This is a genomic window from Kitasatospora sp. NPDC059462 (assembly GCF_042749955.1).
Lineage (GTDB): Bacteria > Actinomycetota > Actinomycetes > Streptomycetales > Streptomycetaceae > Kitasatospora.
This window is the reverse complement of record NZ_JBHYUU010000392.1, coordinates 1-1,669: the sequence shown is the minus strand read 5'-3', so window position 1 is coordinate 1,669 and position 1,669 is coordinate 1. Positions and strand designations below refer to the sequence as shown.

2 protein-coding genes are annotated in these 1,669 nt (G+C 74.7%); one reads left to right on the top strand and one right to left on the bottom strand.

The window, feature by feature from the left end; translation table 11 throughout:
- Positions 1–62: 62 nt before the first annotated feature.
- Positions 63–932, bottom strand: coding sequence for a GNAT family N-acetyltransferase (locus tag ACFXAM_RS38690; RefSeq protein WP_380298621.1), 870 nt, complete (start codon positions 930–932; stop codon positions 63–65).
- Positions 933–1,176: 244 nt separating this feature from the next.
- Between ACFXAM_RS38690 and ACFXAM_RS38685 the strand changes: the two genes are divergently transcribed.
- Positions 1,177–1,530, top strand: coding sequence for an iron-sulfur cluster assembly accessory protein (locus tag ACFXAM_RS38685; RefSeq protein WP_350549538.1), 354 nt, complete (start codon positions 1,177–1,179; stop codon positions 1,528–1,530).
- Positions 1,531–1,669 lie beyond the last annotated feature (139 nt).

The following is a 1,669-nucleotide window of genomic DNA, read 5'->3' as shown; positions in this document are numbered from 1 at the left end:
GCCCGGCCCCGGCCCGGCGGGGGTCCGTCGTCGGGAGGGGCCCGCGCGGGGGCTCGCGAGGGCTACAGCAGCCCGCCGTTCGGCACGTACGGCGCCGGCGGGCGCATCCCGCGCAGGCCCAGGTAGCCGCGGGTCTCCACGGTCAGCCCCACTTCGAGCCCGACGTCCAGCGCCCACTCCTGCTCCGCGGTCAGCGCCTCCACCCGCGCCTCCACCCCCTCCGGCACCCGGGCCAGCGCCTCGCGCAGCAGCCGGGTGGCGATCCGCTTGGAGGTGGCCGCCAGCAGCTTCACCTCGCCGCCGTCCCGGTAGCAGTAGCCGCTGCCCGCCAGCGAGTCCGCGATCAGCAACTCCTCGCAGTGGGCGGTCAGCAGCTCGTGGTCCGGCCCGTGCGCGGAGCCGCGCAGCCGCCGGTCCACCGAGTCCAGCAGGTGCAGGTGCGTCGCGTTGCCCCGGTGCACCGGGATGTCCCCCGGATCGACCAGACCGGACCGGTCCACCCGCCCGGTCAGCTGCATCGCCGGGTACAGGGTGAAGCCGGCCAGCCGGTAGCGGCGCACGGCCGCCGGGGACGGCGAGGCGCACAGCATCCCGCGCAGGCAGCCGCGCCCGTACGCGAGCGCCCGCTCCAGCAGCAGCCGGCCCACCCCCTTGCCCTGCATCTGCGGCACCACCACCAGCAGCGCCAGCACCCAGACGCCCTCGCGGCGCAGCGCCAGCACCGCGCCGACCGGCTCGCCGTCGAGCTCGGCGATCCAGCAGCCCTGCGGATCGGTGCGCGCCAGGTGTCTGGTCCGGGCCAGCTGGTAGACGGAGGGCCGGGGCGGGCCGGTCACGGCCGGGGCGTCGGGGAGCGAGGCGAACGCGGCACGGGCGAGCGACTGGACGGCCTCCGCGTCGGCGGCGGTGTCCTGAACCGGGCGCAGGATCATGCCCACCATCCTGGCCGTCCGGGCGCCGCCGCGTGGCCGGTTCGCCCCGATCGGTCCGCTCGGGCGGTGACCGGTGTCCGCCGGTGTGCGAGCATGGGGAGCGTAGAGGGAGCGGGTGCACGCCCGGCCCACGGAATCACGCCGTCACGAGGCCTCCGAAATCATCCAGCCGTCCGGGAAATGAAACCGGGCGGCCGTCGGTTGGCACTGGCGGCAGACCGTCGTCAAGACCGGGAGTAAGCAGATGACCGTCAAGGACGAGACCACCGTAGAGGGTGGCATCCTCCTCACCGATGCCGCCGCGGGCAAGGTCAAGGCCCTGCTGGAGCAGGAAGGCCGGGACGACCTCGCGCTGCGGGTCGCCGTCCAGCCGGGCGGCTGCTCCGGCCTGCGTTACCAGCTGTTCTTCGACGAGCGCTCGCTCGACGGCGACGTGGTCAAGGACTTCGACGGCGTCAAGGTCGTCACCGACCGGATGAGCGCCCCGTACCTGGGCGGCGCCACCGTCGACTTCGTCGACACCATCGAGAAGCAGGGCTTCACGATCGACAACCCGAACGCCACCGGCTCCTGCGCCTGCGGCGACTCGTTCAGCTAGGCGTCGACGCGAAGGCGGGCCCCGTACACCCCGGCCGCCGTCGCCCTGTCCCGGCAGGGGGTACTCCGGGACGGGGGGGCCCCGCCGTCCCCGGCCCCCGAGGACGGGCCCACATGGCGGACAGGCACCACCGGCACCA

Coding starts and splice junctions, on each gene's coding strand:
- ACFXAM_RS38685 (WP_350549538.1), top strand. CDS start 1,177: ATGACCGTCAAGGACGAGACCACCGTAGAGGGTGGCATCCTCCTCACC.
- ACFXAM_RS38690 (WP_380298621.1), bottom strand. CDS start 932: ATGATCCTGCGCCCGGTTCAGGACACCGCCGCCGACGCGGAGGCCGTC.